Below are 19,325 nucleotides of genomic sequence, written 5' to 3'. Positions count from 1 at the left end.
AAACTGCAATCCGGAGCACGCACACGGCCCGCCCCCTTGCCAGGGAGCCTATGCAACCTCTGTGCCAGCTATTGCAAATCGCCCGCAGGCCTTGCCAGAACGGGCAAGGGAAGTGAATCGACCGCTGAATCAGGCAATCATTCAGCGGACTGGATGCACGCGCAAAGCGCACCGCGCACCAAAACCGTGCTCGCATGCCTCAATCTCGTGCATACCCTGCGCGGCGCCTCTGATTCCTGACGCTCTGCCCTAGTCTCGATCCTCGCCGGCCAGGCCATCGGCCAGGCCCAGCTCGCGCATCTTGCGCGTCAGGGTATTGCGTCCCCAGCCCAGCAAGGCGGCGGCATCCCGGCGACGCCCGGCGGTATGGCGCAAGGCGCTGAGTATCATGTTGCGCTCGAATGCCGGCAGCGCCTGCGCCAGCAGATCCTGGCTGCCTTTGGCGAGTTCCCGGTCGGCCCACTGGGACAGCGCGGCTTCCCAGTCGCGGGCAGGCGCTGCCGGCGGTTTGGCGGCGAGCAGTTCCGGCGGCAGATCGCCGATCATGACTTCGCGGCCGGCCGCCATCACCGTGATGCAGCGACAGGTATTTTCCAGTTGCCGGACATTGCCGGGCCATTCCAGTTGGCAGAGATAACGCTCGGTCTCGGGCAGCAGCACGCGCGCTTCGACGTTCAGTTCGGCGGCGGCCTTCTGCAGGAAATACGCGGCCAGCCGGGGAATGTCCTCGCGCCGCTCGCTCAGTTTCGGCAAGTGGATGCGAATCACGTTGAGGCGGTGGAACAGATCCTCGCGGAAACGCCCCTGGCGCACCAGAGTTTCCAGGTCCTGGTGGGTGGCCGCGATGATGCGCACATTCGCCCGCACCAGATTGTGCCCGCCCACCTGATAGTAGCTGCCATCGGACAACACCCTCAGCAAGCGGGTCTGGGCTTCCAGCGGCATGTCGCCGATTTCGTCGAGGAACAGCGTGCCGCCGGCAGCCTGCTCGAAGCGCCCCTGCCGCCGCGTGAGCGCGCCGGTGAATGCGCCTTTTTCGTAGCCGAACAACTCGGACTCGATCAGTTCCCGGGGAATCGCCGCCATGTTCAAGGCGACGAAGGGCTTGTCGGCACGCGGGCTATGGTTGTGCAGCGATTGCGCCACCAGCTCCTTGCCGGTACCCGATTCGCCATTGATCAGCACCGTGATGTGCGACTGCGACAGGCGGCCAATGGCACGATACACCTCCTGCATGGAGGCGGCCTCGCCGATCAGCCCGCCTTTCTGGAGCACGGGCGGAACGGGGGCTGCCGCAGCAACCGAGGCAAGCGCGGCATGTTCGCGCGCATGCACCAGGGCGCGCCGCACCAGGGTCACGGCTTCATCCAGATCGAAGGGCTTCGGCAGATATTCGAAGGCGCCGCCCTTGTAGGACTTCACCGCGCTGTCGAGATCGGAATGGGCGGTCATGATGATCACCGGCACGTGCGCGCAGACCTGCTGGACATGGGCGAGCAATTCCAGCCCGCTTTTACCCTGCATCCGGATGTCGCTGACGATCGCCTGCGGCTGCCCCGCCGGCAGGCGGCGCAAGGCCTCGTCGGCATTCTCGAAGGCAGTGACTTCGAGGCCGGCCTGGGACAGCGCCTTTTCCAGCACCCAACGTATCGATCGGTCATCATCGATGACCCAGACCCGCTCAGATTGCGGCATGTTTCAAGGCTCCGGCGGCAGGTTCAACAAGCACAACGGGTTTGGCGGACTCAATGGATTCAGCGGACGCAACGGACTCAATGGACTCAGCGGGTTCGAAAGGAATCAGTATCCTGAAAACCGTACGGCCAGGGCGGCTGTCGCATTCGATCAGGCCGCCATGCTGCTGGATGATGGACTGCGCGATGGGCAGCCCCAGGCCCGTGCCCTGAGAGCGCCCCGTCACCATCGGGTAGAACAGGGTCTCGCGCAGCTCCTCGCCGATCCCCGGCCCGTTGTCTTCCACTTCGACCAGGCAAACCAGACGATGGCACTGCGCGCCGATGGTCAATTGGCGCAGCACGCGCGAGCGCATCACGATGCGCGGCCTGTCCTGGCCGCTGCGGGCCTCCGCCGCGGCCGGGTCCATCAACGACTGGACGGCATTGCGCAGAATGTTGAGCACGACCTGGATCAGTTGATCCAGATCGCCCCACAACTCGGGCAGACTGGGATCGTAATCGCGCTCGATCACCAGGGCGTCACCCAGCTCGGCCTGCTGGATCATGCGCACGCGCTCCAGCACCTGGTGAATATTGATGCGGCGGAAATCGGGAAGCTTGCGCGGCCCCAGCATCCGGTCGACCAGATTGCGCAAGCGATCGGTCTCGCTGATGATGACGTCGATGTATTCCTGCAGCCCGGGATCGTTCAACTCGCGCGCCAGCAACTGCACCGCGCCGCGGATGCCGCCGAGCGGATTCTTGACTTCATGCGCCACCCCGCGCACCAGGGCGCGCGTCGCCTGATTGGCGGCGAACAGGCTGCCTTCGCGGCTGATGCGCAACAGGCGATCCAGCGGCTGCAATTCCATCAGGAGCTGCGTGGCGCAGTTCACCCTGCCGGCATCGCCCAGCGGCGTGATGGTGTAATCCACCCTGACGACGTGATCGCTGCCCGGCGGGCACAGGCGCGCTTCACGCCGCGTATAGGCATGCTGGCCCACCTGGGCGTCGCGCAGATCGGCGGGATCCCAGTCTCCCGCCTCGAAGAACGGCCCCATCGGCTGCCCGATCAGATGAACCACGCTGGTGGCGAGCAATTGCTCGGCCGCGGGGTTGGCGTAGCAGACGCGCAGGCGGTCATCCAGCAGGACGACCGCCGTCGTCAGATATTCCAGCAAAAAGCTGCCGACCTCACCTCTGCCGGCGATGCCATGCTGCAAATGTGCCACGCTCACGGCGATCACCCTTCTCCCAGAATTCGGCGCATCCTCATGCGCCTGCCCGCACGCATCACCTGCCGGGATTCCCGCCGCAAGACATCAACGGGCGGCAAGGCAGCGCGCCGCACGCGGCGCATCCGGACAAGCGACCTTCAAAGGCTATAGTACATGTCGAACTCGACCGGGTGTACTGCCTGGCGCAGGCGGGTGACTTCGGCCTGCTTGGTTTCCACATAGGCTTGCAGCATGTCCTCGCTGAACACACCGCCTTCCAGCAGAAACTGCTTGTCGGCCTGCAAGGCATCGAGCGCCTGCTCCAGACTGTGCGCCACGCGCGGCACGTTGGCCGACACTTCAGGCGGCAGGTCGTAGAGATTCTTGTCCATGGCCTCGCCGGGATGGGTCTTGTTGCGTATGCCATCCAGACCGGCCATCAGCAGCGCGGCAAAGGTCAGATAGGGATTCGCCGTCGGATCGGGGAAGCGAGTCTCGATGCGGCGCGCCTTGGCGCTGCTGACCCATGGGATGCGGATCGAAGCCGAACGGTTGCTGGCCGAATAAGCCAGCATCACCGGCGCTTCGAAGCCCGGCACCAGACGCTTGTAGGAGTTCGTTCCCGGATTGGTGATGGCATTCAGCGCCCGCGCATGCTTGATGATGCCGCCGATGTAATACAGGGCCAGTTCGGACAGGCCGGCATAGCCGTTGCCGGCAAACAGGTTCTGGCCATCCTTGGCCAGCGACTGGTGCACGTGCATGCCCGAGCCGTTGTCGCCCACCAGCGGCTTGGCCATGAAGGTCGCCGTCTTGCCGTGGGCGTGCGCCACGTTATGCACGCAATATTTCAGGATCTGCACTTCATCGGCCTTGTTCACCAGGGTATTGAAGGGCACGCCGATTTCGCACTGGCCGGCCGTCGCCACTTCGTGATGATGCACCTCGATGCTCAGGCCCATGGACTCCATGGCCGCGCACATGGCGGCGCGCAGGTTGTGCAGGGAATCGACCGGCGGCACCGGAAAGTAGCCGCCCTTCACCCGCGGACGATGGCCGGAATTGCGCCCATCCTGAATCTCGTTGGTGGTCCAGGCACCTTCTTCCGAATGGATGGCAAAGCTCACGCCCTGCATTTCGGTTTTCCACTGCACCGAATCGAATACGAAAAATTCCGGTTCCGGGCCAAAGTAGGCCGTATCCGCAATGCCGGTGGATTTCAGGTACAGCTCGGCACGTCGGGCAATCGAACGCGGATCGCGGCCATAGCCTTGCATGGTGGCCGGTTCGAGGATGTCGCAGCGCACGATCACCGTCGGATCATCGGCAAACGGATCCACCACCGCCGTCGAGTCGTCCGGCATCAGCACCATATCGGAGGCTTCGATGCCTTTCCAGCCGTGGATGGAAGAGCCGTCGAACATCTTGCCATTTTCGAATGCGTCCTCGCCCATGGTGTGGGCGGGGAAAGTGACATGCTGTTCCTTGCCCAGCGTATCGGTAAAGCGCAGATCCACCCAGCGCGCATGGTTTTCCTTGATGAGATTCTGAGTTTTCAGGGACATTTCGGTCACTCCTGGAATTGAAGGGAAAAGCTACGGACACACTCAAGCAAATTACAGGCCACAACACACGAATACATTAAAAACAATCAGTTACTGATAAATAAAGCACTCACAACAGACGACATGGCGAGCAACGACGAACCGCCGACTCATAACGGTGCATGAGGCCGCGAACTCGCGCCGGATTGCACCAGGGCAGCGCACTGCCGCACCGCCATGCTCCCAAGGAATGGCCGACCGGAAGCGCAGATACAGGAACGCAATACCGGCACGATATGGCTCACGAACCCGCTGGCGTGCGACAATCGGCATTCATCCGCAACGGGCTGCCGATTCCGCCGATCCGCGTCGTTCAACCTGCCCTTGCGTTGCATGCCCTTGAATCCGAGCCGCGCATCTTTCAGGAGGACTCCACGCCATGAAACTGATCTCGAACGCCTTCGCTCACGGCGAAACCATTCCCCGCCCGCACACCTGCGAAGGACACGATGTTTCCCCGCAACTCGCCTGGTCGGACGTGCCGGCCGGCACCCGCTCGCTGGTGCTGATCGTGGATGATCCCGACGCGCCCGATCCGGCGGCGCCGAAAATGACCTGGGTGCATTGGCTGCTCTACAACATTCCAGCCACTGTCAGCGAACTGCCCGAAGGCATCGCCCCGGCCAGTCTGCCGCCCGGTACCGGCGAAGGCATCAATGACTGGCAGCGCACCGGCTATGGCGGCCCCTGCCCGCCGATCGGCACGCACCGCTATTTCCACAAGCTGTATGCGCTCGACACCGTGCTGCCCGATCTGGGCCAACCCACCAAGCCCGCGCTCGAAGCGGCCATGGAAGGCCACATCCTGGCGCAGGCCGTGCTCATGGGCACCTACATCAAAAACCAGCAGAAGTAGGCGCTGCCGCAAGGCAAGCCGTCCGCGCAAATTCGCTGATCCCCAGTTCCAAAATCAAAGTCCGTCCGATGCCGCTGCCAAAACCGCAAGCCATGTCGCAACCCATACTCTGCGCCGCGGCGCTGCGCGACATCGAACAACGGCAGCGGCAGGCCGATCCTCCCCTGATGGAACGCGCCGGGCAGGCGGCCAGCCAACTCGCCCTGCGCCTCCTCGCCGATCGGCCCCGGCTGCTCGCGCCGCTGATCATCGCCGGCCCCGGCAACAACGGCGGCGATGCCTTCGTCGTCGCCCGCCTGCTGCGCCAGGCGGGTTTTCCACCCAGGGTCATTTTCGTCGGCCACGCGGATCAACTCCCCGGCGATGCGCGCAAGGCCCACGACCAGTGGATCGCCGCTGGCGGCACCACACTGGATGCGGATGCGCTGCCGACGGATGAGGCTGCCTGCGCCCTGGTCATCGACGGATTGTTCGGCATCGGCCTGACGCGCCCACTGACGGATGCCCATGCCACGCTCGTGAGGCGCATCAACGCATTCGACTGCCCGATACTCGCGCTCGACATTCCCAGTGGCCTCGACGCCGCCACCGGGCGCGTGCTGGGCGTGGCCGTGCGCGCCACCCACACCCTCAGCTTCATCGCCCTGAAACCCGGGCTGCTGACGCTCGACGGCCCGGATCACTGCGGCGAAATCAGCGTGCATGACCTGGAGCTCGGCAGCGAAATAGCCGCCTGCGCAGCGCCGGGGTGCGGCCGCACCGTCAGCCGCGAACTGTTTGCCGGCGCATTGCGGCCGCGCCCGCGCAATTCCCACAAAGGCAGCTATGGCAGCGTCGGCATCCTGGGCGGCGCGGCCGGCATGGCGGGTGCCGCGCTGCTGGCCGGCCGGGCCGCGCTGGCGCTGGGCGGCGGACGCGTCTATCTGGGCATGCTGGAACGCCTCGCGGTCGATCCGCAACAGCCGGAGCTGATGCTGCGCGCGCCGGAAGAAATTTTCGGGCTGGCCGACTGCCTGGCCATCGGCCCCGGCCTGGGCCAGTCCGCCGAGGCGCTGGCGCTGCTGACGCGCGCCGTCGATGGCAAGCTGCCGCTGCTGCTCGACGCCGATGCCCTGAATCTGTGCGCCGCCCATCCTGATCTGCTGGACAGACTCGCAAGCCGGGGCCATGCCGCGCCCGTGGTGCTGACGCCCCATCCTGCCGAAGCCGCCCGCCTGCTGCAAACCGATATCGCCAGCATCCAGGCCGACCGCCTGGCCGCCGCCCAAGCATTGGCCCGGCGCAGCAATGCCGCCATCGTGTTGAAAGGCTGCGGCAGCATCATCGCCCTGCCCGACGGACGCTGGTACATCAACACCGCCGGCAATCCCGGACTGGCCTCGGCCGGCAGCGGCGACGTGCTCAGCGGCATGCTCATCGCCCTGATCGCCCAGGGCTGGCCGGCAGCCGAAGCGCTGCTCGCCGCCGTCCATCTGCACGGCAACGCCGCCGATGCCTGCGTGGCGGCCGGCAGCGGCCCCATCGGTCTGACCGCCAGCGAGCTGATCCCCCTGTCCCGCAGCCTGCTGAATCGCTGGGTGATTGCCGCAGCGGAAATAGGAATGGGAACGGCAACCTCAAAGGCCGCGCCCAGGCCGCTGCCAATCCGGTAGGCGCGGCTTTCAAACCCGCTCCTGCGCCCTTCTCCATCACCTTCTTTCTCTCTCCAAAAAAACATTTTTTGGAGCAAGCTCAAATACGATAGCAAATCGCGATCGCCCTGATCGCCACAGCCCAACGCGCATGGCGCCGCGGCCTCGATGCTAGAATTTCCGCCTTCCGTTTAAAAAATCACTCACGCCGCCATGGAAATCCGACTCGCTGCCGAAATCGAACGCAACGTCCTCGCCGCGCTTGCCGAGGACATCGGCAGCGGCGACCTGACGGCCTTGCTGATCCCGGCCGGACAGCCGAGCCATGGTCTGGTCATCACCCGCGAAGATGCCATCCTCTGCGGCACGGCCTGGTTCGATGCCTGCTTCCAGCGTCTCGACCCGGCTTCGCGCATTACCTGGCATGCCCGCGATGGCGAGCGCATCGCGGCCGGGCAGACGATCTGCGAAATCGCCGCCGAAGCCCGCACCCTGCTGACGGCCGAGCGCACGGCATTGAACTTCCTCCAGTTGCTTTCCGGCACGGCCACCAAGACCCGGCGCTTCGTCGACATCGTCAGCGGTACCGACTGCAAGATCGTGGATACGCGCAAGACCCTGCCCGGCCTGCGGCTGGCGCAGAAATACGCCGTCAGGACCGGCGGCGGCTGGAATCACCGCTTCGGCCTGTACGACGGGATACTGATCAAGGAAAACCATATCATCGCCGCCGGCGGCATCGCCCAGGCCCTGACCCAGGCGCGGAAGATCGCCAATGGCCATGTCTTCATCCAGATCGAGGTCGAAACCATCGCGCAACTCGTCGAAGCGCTCGACTGCGGCGCGAAGATGCTGCTGCTCGACAACATGACGCTGGAGCAGATGCGCGAAGCCGTGGTCATCAACGCCGGCCGCGCCGAGCTGGAATGCTCCGGCGGCGTCAATATCGACCGCGTCCGCGCCATCGCCGAAACCGGCGTGCATCGCGTCTCCATCGGCACCCTGACCAAGGACGTCGCGGCGATCGATCTGTCACTGCGTCACATCGAGCGCTGATCCGGCAAATGCGGCTCTGAGCCACGGTCCTCCGCGCGTTACGCAGCCACAGTCGCCATCACAATCGCCACCGTCAGCCGCCGGGCCTCAGCGCCCATGCCAGTAGCGCGGCTGTCTTGCGCGCTCGCCCGTCACAGCCAATGCTACTGCGTCACGCAACGAGCTTACGCCTGGCGCCGCCGGCAGGTCGATGCTCAGCGCGCCTTCCAGATCCGTCCGCCGCAGGCGCGTATCCATCACGCGGTAACGCTCGACGATGTCCGGATGCGGGTGGTTGAAGCGGTTGCGGTAGCCGACCGGAAAGATCACGGTCGAAGCCCCAACCGCATCGATGAATGCGGCAGTCGATGATGTCCGGCTGCCGTGATGCGGCGCCAGCAGCACATCCGCCTGCAAGCCCTCGCCGACGCGGCGCAGCAGCTCACGCTCGCTGGCGGCTTCGATGTCGCCCGTCAGCAGTATCCGTCCCATGGCATTGCCGACCATCAGCACGCAACTCGACTCGTTCGTCTTGCGCGGCGGCCTGGCAAGCTGCGCGGGCAGCGGATGCAGAATGGCAAAGCGCACGCCATCCCATTCCCACGCCAGCCCATCGTGACAAGGTAACGATTTTTCCGCCATCGCCGCCAGCGGGTGGGCCGGCGCCAGCGAACTCATCAGCCATGCCACCGGCACAGTCCGCAGGATGTCGGCCGCCCCACCGGAATGGTCGGTATCCTGGTGGCTGACGATCAGGCCATGCAGCAAACCCACGCCGCCGGCCTGCAGATGCGGCGCGATGACGCGGTTGCCGGCCGTGGTTTCCGGCGTGTAGGCCGGCCCGCTGTCATAGAGCAGATCATGCGTGGCCGTCTGGATATGGATGGCCAGCCCCTGCCCCACATCCAGCACCACCAGACGCGCGGCACCCGGCGGCGGCCGTGGCGGCGTCAACAGCAGCAAGGGCAACAGGGTGAGCAAACCCAGCCAGCGCGCCGGAAAGCCGCGCGGCAACAGCAGCCACAGACAACCGGCCACGGCCAGCAGCCAGCTCCAGGGACGCGGCGCATGCTGCTGCCAGGAAGCCCAGGGCAGATGCGCCAGCCAGCCGATCAAGCGCATCAGCCATTCCGTGATCAGGTAGGCCGGCTCCAGCAGAAAATCCAGCCACGGCACGGCGGCGAGCAGCGCCAGCGGCGTAATGACGAAGCTGACCAGCGGAATCGCCACTGCATTGGCCAGCGGGGAAACCACCGAGAATTGCTGGAACAGCATCAGCAGCATCGGCAGCGAAGCCAGCGTCACGGCCCACTGCGCGCGCCCCCACGCCACCAGCCAGTGCCCGCTCGCCAGCCGGTTGCTGCCGATGTAGAACAGCACGCCGACCGCGCCGAAGGACAGCCAGAAGCCCGGCATCAGCACGGCCCAGGGATCGAGCAGCAGCACCAGCAGCAACGCCAGCGACAGCACCCGGCTCGGGGCCGTCGTGCGTTGCGTCCACAGCGCCAGGGCGATCACCGACAGCATGTACAGGGTGCGCTGCGCCGGCACCTGGAAACCGGCGATCAGGCAGTAAATCAACGCCACCGCAAAGCCGCCGAGCACGGCGGCGCGCTGTGCCGGCAGGCGCAACAGCAGACGCGGCTGCCGCCGCCACAGCCAGCTCACCAGGGCATACGCCAGACTGGCAAGCATGGTCACGTGCAGCCCGGAAATGCTGACCAGGTGGGTGATCCCGGTGCGGCGAAACCAGTCCCACTGCGCGTTCTCGATGGCGCGCTGGTCACCGATCACCAGCGCCGTCAGGATGCCGCCATACGGCCGGTCGTGCAGGCGCTGCTCGAAACGCTCGCGTATCCGTTCACGCACGCGTTCGACAAGCGTGCGCGGCGTTGCCACAAAATCTGCCAGACGCTGGTTGTCCGAGACCTGCCGCACATAGCCCGTGGCACGCACGCCCTCTTGCAGCAGCCAGGCCTCGTAATCGAAACCCTGCGGATTGACGTTGCCGTGCGGCCGCTTCAGACGCACGGTCAGGCGCCAGCGCTCCCCGGCATGCAATTGCGGCACACCCGACGCTGCCGTCCCGCGTTGCCAGCCTTGGTACCAGGACAGGGAAAGCTGCCTTGGCACCAAGGTTGCGTCACTTTCGACCGACTCGACGAGCAACCTGAAGCGCACGCCACGCTCGAATGGCTGCGGCAAGGCATGCACGATGCCGACCAGTTGTATGTCACGCCCCTCGTCCACCGCCGCCAGGGCATCGGACAAGCGCCACTGCGCCATGCCGCCGGCCCAGCAAAACCCCAGCAGAAAAGCGCCCAGCGGCGCGAGCAAGCGCAGCCGCCGAGGCAAGGCCGCGGCGCAAGCCAACAGCAGCACGCCAGACGCAGCAAGGCATCCCAGTTCGACCGGCAAGGGCAGCAGCGGCTGAAACTGCAGCAGGACGATGCCGGCAGCAAAGCACAGAATTGACAAACGCATAACGACATTAGATCAGATTTGTCGTTACGGCGCCGAATCACGGCGCGAGGCAAAACCCCACCAATCCTTGCCCTACCTTACTGCTTTGTTGCGCCGCCTGGCCGCACAGCCTGGTGATCTGTCGTCCCCGCGAAAGCGGGGACCCAGGTACGTATTGGATTCCCGCCTACGCGGGAATGACGACGATGCGCTCTTCGTCGGGCAATCCATGCCGCTGGACTTCCGCCTGCGCGGGAATGACGAATCCGGATATTTATGTCTCGTCAAGAATGCAGCACTACCCTAGCCCAGCCGGAAACGGCCGACGTCGTCCTGCAGTTCCGCCGCCATCTTTTCCAGCGCGCTTGCGGTTTGCGCGACCGAGTCAACGGCCGCGCTGTTGGACTCGCTCATCTGGGCAATGTGTTCCACGTTTTTTGCCATTTCGGTGCTGGCAATCGATTGCTCGCGCAAGGCAACGGAAATCTCGTTGACCAGCATGACCACCTGCCCCGAGCCCTCGCGCACCCGGGTGATCGAGGCGCCGGCCTGCTGCGACATCGCCACGCCATCGTCCACACGCTCGACGCCGGCCTTCATGCTGGCCACGGCATTCTCCGTACCCGCCTGAATGGCCGTGATCATGCTGACGATTTCCCCGGTCTGCTGTGAAGTGCGCTCGGCCAGCTTGCGTACTTCATCGGCAACCACGGCAAAACCGCGGCCCTGCTCACCGGCACGCGCCGCCTCGATGGCCGCATTGAGCGCCAGCAAATTGGTTTGATCGGCAATCTCGCGGATCGCCCCGACGATGATCGAAATGTGCTCGGTATCATGGCCCAACTCCTCGATGATCTGGGCCGACTGGCGCACCGTGGTCGCGATCTGCTGCATTTCACCCACCGTGTCCTCGACGATGCGCGCGCTTTCCACCGAGATTTCGCCGGACTCTATCGAGGAGTTCTCGGCCGTGCCGGCATGCTTGGCAATCGTGTTGATGCCCGCCGTCATTTCCTCGATTGCCGCGGCCATGCTCATTGCCGCATCGCTCTGTTCACGCGAGCCCCGGGCAACGGCCCGCGACGAGCCGGCCAGCGCCGTACTGGCCTGCGTCACCTGCGTTGCCGCCTCCTGTACCTTGAGCAGCAGCGCATTGAGACTGGCGCCCATCTGGTTCACGCTGTCGGCCACTTCGACCAGCTCATCGCGGCTGTCGAGCCGGACCCGGACGGTCATGTCACCAGCCGCCATTGCACCGGTGGCAGCCGACAGGGAGCGGACCGCCGACACGATGGCGTAGTACAAACCGCTCAGCAGCCAGAACAGGCACAGCATTACGCTTGCGGCGATGGCGACGAACCAGGCCAGTTGCACCTGCAGACGGTCGATGCGCACCTGAATCTGCGCTTCGAGCGCAGGCATCAGGGTATCGAACAACTGCACATAGCCGAGATCGATGGCCGCGGTCGCCTTGTCGGAATAGGCTTCCGGCGTGGTTGAGAACCTCTCCGTCAGGATGTCGTCATTGACCAAGGCGATGATCTCGCTCGTCGCCTGGCTGAGTTCATTTTTGAAAGCCGCCAGCCTGTCCGCCAGATGCGGCGCCGCCTTGCCGATCTTGGCGCAGTTGCTGTCGAGATTGTCGAGCGCGCGCCGCAGCATGCTGACATGCACCGCGAACTCGATGCGATCCTGCTCACTCATTTCCTTTCTTGCCAGCGTACCCGTGCCCTTGGCGCGCGTCTGCCCGAGCCGTTCGAGCATTTCCGGCAGACGCCTCACCAGGCTGTCGATCAGGTAGAAGGTGTCGATATCGGGGTCGCCCGTCAACACGCCCGCATCGGCCACCGTCGCCTGGTAGCGCAGGGCATGCCCGATCAGCGCGCCGTGTGCCGCAAAATTCTCGGACGAGCTCAGGCGCATGCCATCCGTGCGCAAGCGCTCCCACTCCTGCCGAATGGACATCCACTCGTCGCCGAGGCCCAGTACCGGGCGCAAACGCGCTTCGGTCTGGCTCACGGCCGCCACGGCGGCCTCGACCTCGGCCTGTTTGGCCGTGAGCTTGTCCTGCATCGCCGCATTGCCGTTCAGCACCCCGGCCGACAGGCCGCGATGCTGCTGGGTCAATTGCAATTGGTGCGCCAACGGCTGCAGCAGTTCGATGGCCGCCAGTTCCTTGCGCGAAAGATCGATCGTGCCGCGCAGGTTGGTGACCAGGAAACCGAGCAGCAGCCCGATCGCCAGCGCGACAAACGCGTTGATCAGCGTGAATTTGGCTGGATACCTGAAGCGGTTCATCAGCACGGCTGCAGGATAAAAGAGCCGCGACATGAAAAACATCTCGATGAAACGATTCATCAGCACAGCGACAGGAGAAGGCGACCTTGCCATCGAAAGCTCCCTGGAGCGGACCTGGTGATGGCACCACGAGATTCTGCCCATGCCGGATACCGGACAGCGAATCTCACCAGATCCAGAATTGAGAAAAAGCCGACACTCTAACTTACATTCGCATTGCCAGCGGCCGGTTCTTGTAACGCCTGCCAACCCGATCACACTTCAGACCGCGCGCAGCACCCCATCATCCAGCCGCAGGATTCGCCCGCTGCGCGCTGCAAGCTGCGTATCGTGGGTCACCACGATGAAGCTGGTGGCATGGCTGGCATTCAGATCGAGCATCAGTTCGAACACGGCTTCGGCGGTATGCCGGTCGAGGTTGCCGGTGGGCTCGTCGGCCAGCACGCAGGCCGGCCGCGTCACCAATGCCCGGGCGATGGCCGCGCGCTGGCGCTCGCCGCCGGAAAGCTCGCCGGGACGATGGCTCAGGCGATGCGCAAGACCCACGTCCTTCAGCATGGCGGCCGCCCGCTCCTCCGCCTCGACTCGCGCCATGCGCCGGATCAGCAGCGGCATGGCGACATTTTCCAGCGCCGAGAATTCGGCCAGCAGATGATGGAACTGATACACGAAACCCAGGCTTGCATTGCGCAGACGCCCGCGCTCCATTTCCGACAGCGTTGCCAGATCGCGGCCGAGCACCCGCACGCTGCCCGCCGTCGGCTGGTCCAGCCCGCCCAGCAGATGCAGCAGCGTGCTCTTGCCCGAACCGCTGGCGCCGACGATGGCCAGGCATTCCCCGCATTCGACGCTGAGATCGACGCTGCTCAATACCGGCACTTCGTTGCCAGCCTGGCGGAAGGATTTTTTCAGGTCCCGGCAGGCAATCACCGGCACCTGCGCGTCTGCCGTCGGCAATATCTGCTCACTCATAGCGCAGCGCCTCCGCCGGATTGATGCGGGCGGCACGCCAGCTCGGATACAGGGTTGCCAGCAGGGTCAGCAGGAAGGAGACGCCGGAAATGATGCCCACATCGCGCCATTGCAGATCGGAAGGCAGCTCGGAAATGTAATAGACATCCTTGGCGAGGAACTGAGTGCCGAGCACGCGCTCGATGGCCGGCACCACGACGTCGATGTTCAAGGCCAGCGCCACGCCGCCGGCCACCCCCAGCAGCAGGCCCAGCACGCCGATCAACGCCCCCTGGACGATGAAAATCTGCATGATGCTGCCGGGCGCGGCACCCAGCGTGCGCAGGATGGCGATGTCGGCCTGCTTGTCATTCACCGCCATGACCAGCGCCGACACGATGTTGAAGGCGGCGACGGCAACGATCAGCAGCAGGATCAGGAACATCATGTTCTTCTCGATTGCCACGGCACGGAAGAAATTGGCATGGCTGCGCGTCCAATCGGTCACGAACACGTCGGCATCGACCAGCCCCAGCAGTTCGCGCGCCACGCGCGGCGCGGTGAACAGATCATCGACCTTCAGCCGCACGCCGCTGACGCGCTCGCCCAGGCGATACAGCAACTGGGCATCCTGCATGTGGATCAGCGCCAGACCGGAATCGAACTCGAACATGCCGACTTCAAAAATGCCGACCACGGTGAACTGCTTGAGACGCGGCAGTACCGCCGCCGCCGTCACCATGCCCTGCGGCGCGATCAGCGTGATCTTGTCGCCGACCTGGGCATGCAGGGCATAGGCCAGCTCCGCGCCGAGCACGATGCCGAAGCGGCCGGGCTGCAAGGCCGCCAGACGTCCGGCCTTCATGTGTTTTTCAAAATCGGCCACCCGCTCCTCGGCATCCGGCAGCACGCCGCGCACCATGACGCCGCGCACTTCCTGGTCGAAGGAAAGCATGCCCTGCTCCTGGACGAAGGGCGCGGCCTCGCGAACCAGGGGGTGGCGCGCGGCCTCCCGCAATACGCGCTGCCAATCCTCGATTTCGCCGCCACTACGCGGCGAACCCGTCACCTGGATGTGCGAAGCCACGCCCAGGATGCGCGTACGCAGCTCCTTCTGGAAGCCGTTCATCACCGACAGCACGACGATCAGGGCCGCCACGCCCAGGCCAATGCCCAGCGTGGAAATCAGGGAAATGAAGGAGATGAAGCCATCGCTGCGAATACCCGTCTCGCCCCTGCGCTTCTTCGCCCGCGTATAGCGCAGACCGATCCAGAACTCGTATTTCATGATCGGCGTATGTTAACATGGCCGGATGCAGCTGCACCTCGTTTTGCCCGGTCTGCTCTGGCCGGACAAGATATTCCACGACGCGGTTTTCGATCTGGACCTGCCGGCCCTCGCCTGGCTGCTGGGCCGCGGCCATCTGGCCTGGCAGCCGCCCTGCGCACCGGAAGCCGCGCTCTGCCAGGCCTTCGGCATCGACGACGAACAGCCGCCCTATGCCGCCCTGCGCCGGCTGGGCGAGCAGTCGGCAGATGCAGATGCGAACGCCGCCGATCAGCATACCGATCATTACTGGATCTGCGCCGATCCGGTGCACCTGTCCATCGAAAAACGCCGCATGACCCTGGGTGAAAACACCGCGCCAGCCAGCAGCGAAGAGTTGCAAGCCATTGCCGCGGCGCTGCAACCCTTGCTGGCTGAATGCGAATACGCCGACACGCTGGGCATACGGGCATTCCATCCCGCCGCGGCCGGCCATGCCTACCTGCAACTGGCGCGGCTGCCTGCCATCGACACCACGCCACCCTCACTCGCCAGCGGCTACGAGTCCCTGCAGCCGCAGGGCGCGGAGGCCGGCCCCTGGCGCCGGCTTCTCAACCATGTGCAAATGCTCCTGCACGCCCTGCCCTGCAACGCGCAACGCAGCGCCCGCAACCTGCCGCCGCTCAACTCGCTCTGGCTGTGGGGCGCGGGCCGGCTGCCGGCAAGCAACCCCACCGCGCTCGACTGCACTGCCGCCCATGGCGATCACCCGCTGCTGGCGGGCTTGGCGCGCTGGGGTGGAATTCCGCATCAGGCAAACCTGCCCACCTCGCCGGCGGCGTTGCTCGCAACCGGCAATGGCGGCAAGCATCTCCTGCTGCTCGATCATCTGCACGCCGCGGCACGCCGATACGACATGCTGCAATGGCGCGACACCCTGCAGACGCTGGAACGCGACTGGCTGCAACCGCTGCAGCAAGCCGTGGCCGACGGCCGCCTGCAGCAGCTGCGGATCAGCGCCCTCGGCGACGAGGCGCGGCTCGACATCCGGCTGACCCACCACAGCCGCTGGCAATTCTGGCGCCGGCCGCTGCCCCCGCACCGGCTGGTCCAGCCCTGCTGAAACATCAACCGGAAAACGCCTCATGACCCGCATCACCACCCGCCGCGTCCCGCTCAAAGCCAGCCTGCTGCTCGAACAGCAAGGCGTACCGGCGCTGCTGGCACGGCTGTATGCCGCGCGCGGCATCACCCGGCATGAAGAACTGGACACCCAGCTCGCCGCCCTGCTGCCGCCCAGCCGGCTGCGGGGCGCCGAAGCCGCCGCCACGCTGCTGGCCGATGCCATCGCCGCCGGGCAGCGCATGCTGATCGTCGCCGACTACGATTGCGATGGCGCCACCGCCTGCGCCATCGGCTTGCGCGCGCTGCGCAGTTTCGGCGCCCGGGTCGATTACCTGGTGCCCAACCGTTTCGAATACGGCTACGGTCTCACGCCGGAAATCGTGCAGCTTGCCGCCGGGCGGCAGCCCGATCTCCTGATCACCGTCGACAACGGCATCGCCAGCATTGCCGGCGTGGCCGAAGCCCGGCGCCTGGGCATGCGCACCCTGATCACCGACCACCACCTGCCCGGCCAGACCCTGCCCGAGGCCGATGTCATCGTCAATCCGAACCAGCCGGGCTGCGGTTTCCCGAGCAAGGCGCTGGCCGGCTGCGGCGTGATGTTCTACGTCATGCTGGCGCTGCGCAGCGAGCTGCGCAAACGCGGCGCCTTCGACTCGCAGCCCGAGCCGAATCTCGCCGGCCTGCTCGATCTGGTCGCCCTCGGCACGGTGGCCGATGTCGTGCCGCTCGACCACAACAATCGCATTCTCGTCGCCCAGGGACTGGCGCGCATGCGGGCCGGCAAGATGCAGCCGGGGGTCGCGGCATTGTTTCGCGCCGCCGGCCGCCGGCCGGAAAGTGCCAGCACCTTCGATCTGGGCTTCGGCCTGGGCCCGCGCCTCAACGCCGCCGGACGGCTGGCCGACATGGCGCTGGGCATCGAATGCCTGAGCAGCGACGATGGCGCGCGCGCCCTCAACATCGCCCAGGAACTCAACGCCCTCAACCAGGAACGGCGCAGCATCGAAGCCGGCATGCAGGACGAGGCACTGCTGCGTCTCGAAGAACTGGCGGCCGCTGAAGATGACCAGGCCGAAGAACGCGCCAGCATCACGCTGTTCGATCCGGACTGGCACCAGGGCGTCATCGGCATCCTGGCTTCACGCATCAAGGAGCGGCTGCACCGTCCCGTCTTCGTGCTCGCCCGTGGCAACGAGGGCGAGCTGAAAGGCTCCGGCCGCTCCATCCCCGGCCTGCATCTGCGCGATGCGCTGGATCTGGTCGCCAAGCAGCACCCCGACCTGCTGCTGCGTTTCGGCGGCCATGCGGCCGCGGCCGGCGTCACCGTGCGCGAGGCGGATTTGCCGCGGTTCGAGCAGGCATTCGAGGCGGTTTGCCGGCAACTGCTCGCGCCGGCTGATCTGACGCGCACGCTGGAAAGCGACGGCGCGCTGGAAACCGCCAACATGTCGCTGGCATCGGCACGCCTGCTGCGGGCGCAAATCTGGGGCCAGGGTTTTCCGCAACCCCTGTTTGCCGATGAATTCCAGGTCGAGAACCAGCGCATCCTCAAGGAGCGGCACCTCAAGCTGACGCTGTCGAAAAACGGCGTGCGCTTCGATGCCATTCAGTTCAACTTCGCCGCCGCCGCGCCCTCGCGCATCCGCGCGGCCTATCGGCTGGATGTCAATGAGTACAACGGCGTCGCCAGCGTGCAACTGCTGCTGGAGCACTTCGAGGCCGCCTGAGAACGCCGCCCGAAACCGGCCCGGCAAGGCGCCGGGCGCATGAGATGCGCACGAAGCGCACGTCAGCCTATAGCCAACCCTTGCGCCGGAACCACCAGAACGGCAGCACCACCGAAAGCATCATCAGGCTGATGGCAAAAGGATAGCCCAACGACCAATCGAGCTCGGGCATGTATTTGAAGTTCATGCCATACACGCTGGCGATCAGGGTCGGCGGCAGCATCGCCACCGAAGCGACCGAAAAGATGCGGATCACCTTGTTCTGGTTGATGTTGATGAAGCCGACCGTGGCATTCATCAGGAAGTTGATTTTCTCGAAGAGGAAGGAGGTGTGGCCATCCAGCGACTCGATGTCGCGCAAAAGCTGCTGGCTGTCGTTGATCTGGCTGGCCGAAAGAAAACGGCCGCGCATCAGGAAGGACACCGCCCGCCGCGTATCCAGCGCATTGCGGCGGATGCAGCCGTTCAGATCCTCCTCGCTGGCGATCACCGCCAGCACCTTGGCCGCCTCGCTGTCCGTCATCTGCCGGCTCAACACCTGGGCGCTGACGGCCTCGAGCGCGGCATAGATATCCTCCAGGGCATCGGCGGAATATTCCACATCGGCCGAATACAGGCCCAGCAGCACGTCCAGGCAATCGCTGACGATGCCGATCTGCGTCCGCACCCGCAAACGCTGCAGACGGAACACCGGCAGCTCTTCGTTGCGCACGGAAAACAGGATGTTGCGATGCAGAATGAAGGCCACCGGCACGTTGCGCGACTCGTTGATCTTGTCGAGCAGGAAGTTGGAGTGCAGATAGATCGAGCCGTCTTCCTCGACGTAAAACCGCGCCGAAACCTCCAGATCGGTATGCTCTTCGGGTATCGGCAAACTCAGATCGAAGACTTCCTCGATCAACTGGCGCACTTCCTCGCTCGGCGCTACCAGATCGATCCAGATGGGATTGGCCTGGGCCAGCTCCTCCCGGCTATCCATCGGAATCTGCCGCAGACGCCCGCCCTGCAGTTCGAAGGCATTCAGCATTTTGCGCAGATTCGCGCCGCCCTGCCGGCCGCTCAGGCCGGCACGGGTGGTTGCCGACAGGTTGCGGGAAACCTCCTCCCGCCGGCCGGCCTCCAGCGCTCCCCAGACGATGCGCCGATCCTCTTCCGCCAGCACTTCCAGGATGGAAACCAGCTCGGTCGCGCCCAGCGCCGCCAGCTTGCGTTCGAGCGCGACCAGGGCCTCCTCGTAGCCGATGTTGTCGAGCAGCTCGTGACGCGGCCGGTCCTGACGAGTTTCGTTGAGGCTCTTTTCCCTTTCGAGCAAGGCCTCGATCTCGTGAAGATGCGACTCGATTTCGTCGGTATCCAGATTGTTCTCGATTTCAGCCATGTGAAGCAGCGCTTTTCTTGCAGGTTGGCGTTGATTGTGGAGCAAGCGACGACTGGAACGATTGCAACGATCGAAACGATTGCCGCCGCGTATT

13 protein-coding genes are annotated in these 19,325 nt (G+C 65.0%); 5 read left to right on the top strand and 8 right to left on the bottom strand.

Annotated features, from left to right (window positions below):
- Nucleotides 1-249: 249 nt before the first annotated feature.
- From ntrC to glnA, 3 genes are all read right to left on the bottom strand, one after another.
- Nucleotides 250-1,695, bottom strand: coding sequence for a nitrogen regulation protein NR(I) (ntrC, locus tag SDENCHOL_RS08055; protein ID WP_154716762.1), 1,446 nt, complete (start codon nucleotides 1,693-1,695; stop codon nucleotides 250-252).
- Nucleotides 1,682-2,914 carry a nitrogen regulation protein NR(II) gene (glnL, locus tag SDENCHOL_RS08050; RefSeq protein WP_231912945.1) on the bottom strand — a complete coding sequence of 411 codons (1,233 nt, stop codon included), beginning with the start codon at nucleotides 2,912-2,914 and terminating at the stop codon, nucleotides 1,682-1,684. The genes ntrC and glnL overlap by 14 nt, the downstream gene beginning before the upstream one ends.
- Nucleotides 2,915-3,051: 137 nt before the next feature.
- Nucleotides 3,052-4,458, bottom strand: coding sequence for a type I glutamate--ammonia ligase (glnA, locus tag SDENCHOL_RS08045; RefSeq protein ID WP_154716761.1), 1,407 nt, complete (start codon nucleotides 4,456-4,458; stop codon nucleotides 3,052-3,054).
- A gap of 418 nt (nucleotides 4,459-4,876) precedes the next feature.
- Here glnA and SDENCHOL_RS08040 point away from each other — a divergent pair, with 418 nt between their 5' ends.
- The 3 genes from SDENCHOL_RS08040 to nadC all read left to right on the top strand — a co-directional run bounded on the left by SDENCHOL_RS08040 (nucleotide 4,877) and on the right by nadC (nucleotide 8,040).
- Nucleotides 4,877-5,353, top strand: coding sequence for a YbhB/YbcL family Raf kinase inhibitor-like protein (locus SDENCHOL_RS08040; protein ID WP_154716760.1), 477 nt, complete (start codon nucleotides 4,877-4,879; stop codon nucleotides 5,351-5,353).
- Between the two features lie 92 nt (nucleotides 5,354-5,445).
- Nucleotides 5,446-7,005: an NAD(P)H-hydrate dehydratase gene (locus SDENCHOL_RS08035; RefSeq protein WP_231912944.1), complete on the top strand. Its 1,560-nt coding sequence runs from the start codon at nucleotides 5,446-5,448 to the stop codon at nucleotides 7,003-7,005.
- 192 nt (nucleotides 7,006-7,197) lie between these two features.
- Complete coding sequence (gene nadC / locus SDENCHOL_RS08030) at nucleotides 7,198-8,040, top strand: carboxylating nicotinate-nucleotide diphosphorylase (RefSeq protein ID WP_154716758.1); 843 nt, start codon at nucleotides 7,198-7,200, stop codon at nucleotides 8,038-8,040.
- A gap of 87 nt (nucleotides 8,041-8,127) precedes the next feature.
- On the opposite strand, the gene SDENCHOL_RS08025 is transcribed toward nadC, so the two are convergent.
- From SDENCHOL_RS08025 to SDENCHOL_RS08010, 4 genes are all read right to left on the bottom strand, one after another.
- A complete protein-coding gene (locus SDENCHOL_RS08025; protein ID WP_154716757.1) occupies nucleotides 8,128-10,503 on the bottom strand; it encodes a DNA internalization-related competence protein ComEC/Rec2 in 2,376 nt (791 codons plus the stop codon).
- A gap of 282 nt (nucleotides 10,504-10,785) precedes the next feature.
- Nucleotides 10,786-12,813: a methyl-accepting chemotaxis protein gene (locus SDENCHOL_RS08020; RefSeq protein ID WP_172955038.1), complete on the bottom strand. Its 2,028-nt coding sequence runs from the start codon at nucleotides 12,811-12,813 to the stop codon at nucleotides 10,786-10,788.
- A 228-nt stretch (nucleotides 12,814-13,041) separates the two neighbouring features.
- Nucleotides 13,042-13,752 carry a lipoprotein-releasing ABC transporter ATP-binding protein LolD gene (lolD, locus tag SDENCHOL_RS08015; RefSeq protein ID WP_154716755.1) on the bottom strand — a complete coding sequence of 237 codons (711 nt, stop codon included), beginning with the start codon at nucleotides 13,750-13,752 and terminating at the stop codon, nucleotides 13,042-13,044.
- The gene (locus SDENCHOL_RS08010; protein WP_154716754.1) at nucleotides 13,745-15,019 is read right to left on the bottom strand and encodes a lipoprotein-releasing ABC transporter permease subunit; all 1,275 of its coding nucleotides are present in this window, start codon (nucleotides 15,017-15,019) and stop codon (nucleotides 13,745-13,747) included. Before SDENCHOL_RS08010 ends, lolD begins: the two co-directional genes overlap by 8 nt.
- Before the next feature lie 25 nt (nucleotides 15,020-15,044).
- Between SDENCHOL_RS08010 and SDENCHOL_RS08005 the strand changes: the two genes are divergently transcribed.
- The gene (locus SDENCHOL_RS08005) at nucleotides 15,045-16,121 is read left to right on the top strand and encodes a hypothetical protein (RefSeq protein WP_154716753.1); all 1,077 of its coding nucleotides are present in this window, start codon (nucleotides 15,045-15,047) and stop codon (nucleotides 16,119-16,121) included.
- Nucleotides 16,122-16,143: 22 nt separating this feature from the next.
- Nucleotides 16,144-17,853, top strand: a complete 1,710-nt coding sequence (gene recJ / locus SDENCHOL_RS08000; protein ID WP_154716752.1) for a single-stranded-DNA-specific exonuclease RecJ — start codon at nucleotides 16,144-16,146, stop codon at nucleotides 17,851-17,853.
- Between the two features lie 67 nt (nucleotides 17,854-17,920).
- Here the strand turns inward: recJ and corA are convergent, their stop codons facing one another.
- Complete coding sequence (corA, locus tag SDENCHOL_RS07995) at nucleotides 17,921-19,231, bottom strand: magnesium/cobalt transporter CorA (RefSeq protein WP_231912943.1); 1,311 nt, start codon at nucleotides 19,229-19,231, stop codon at nucleotides 17,921-17,923.
- Nucleotides 19,232-19,325: the final 94 nt, after the last annotated feature.

The sequence above is a fragment of the Sterolibacterium denitrificans genome (genome assembly GCF_900174485.1).
Taxonomy (GTDB): domain Bacteria; phylum Pseudomonadota; class Gammaproteobacteria; order Burkholderiales; family Rhodocyclaceae; genus Sterolibacterium; species Sterolibacterium denitrificans.
This window is presented reverse-complemented; position numbering and strand designations above follow the sequence as displayed.